Origin of the sequence: Neorhizobium sp. LMR1-1-1.1 (assembly GCF_040675795.1) — a bacterium.
GTDB classification, from domain to species: domain Bacteria; phylum Pseudomonadota; class Alphaproteobacteria; order Rhizobiales; family Rhizobiaceae; genus Neorhizobium; species Neorhizobium cellulosilyticum.
Window position 1 is genome coordinate 1 of the sequence record NZ_JBEGHE010000111.1, and the last position, 255, is coordinate 255.

Here is a 255-nt window from a genome sequence, read left to right on the forward strand (position 1 = left end):
TGTCAGGACGATACCGCTTGTCGCGTGATCGGCCAGAATCTCGCCGATGCGATCGAGCCAGGGCCAGCGGTCATCGTCGTTGAGCGGCGTGCCCTTCGACATCTTGGCGATGTTGGCCTGAGGATGACGATCGTCGCCTTCCTGATAGGGGAGGGACAGCGCTTCTGCCAGACGCATACCGACCGAACTCTTGCCGCAGCCGGCGACGCCCATCACGATGATGGGCCGCCGGAAGGCCTGTGCCTCAGAGGCTGA

Annotated in this window: 1 pseudogene; it reads right to left on the reverse strand. The window is 63.5% G+C overall.

The annotated features are described in order from the left end of the window. A pseudogene (locus MRBLMR1_RS30920) lies at nt 1-213 on the reverse strand (gluconokinase); the annotation flags it as partial. Between the last annotated feature and the right edge of the window lie 42 nt (nt 214-255).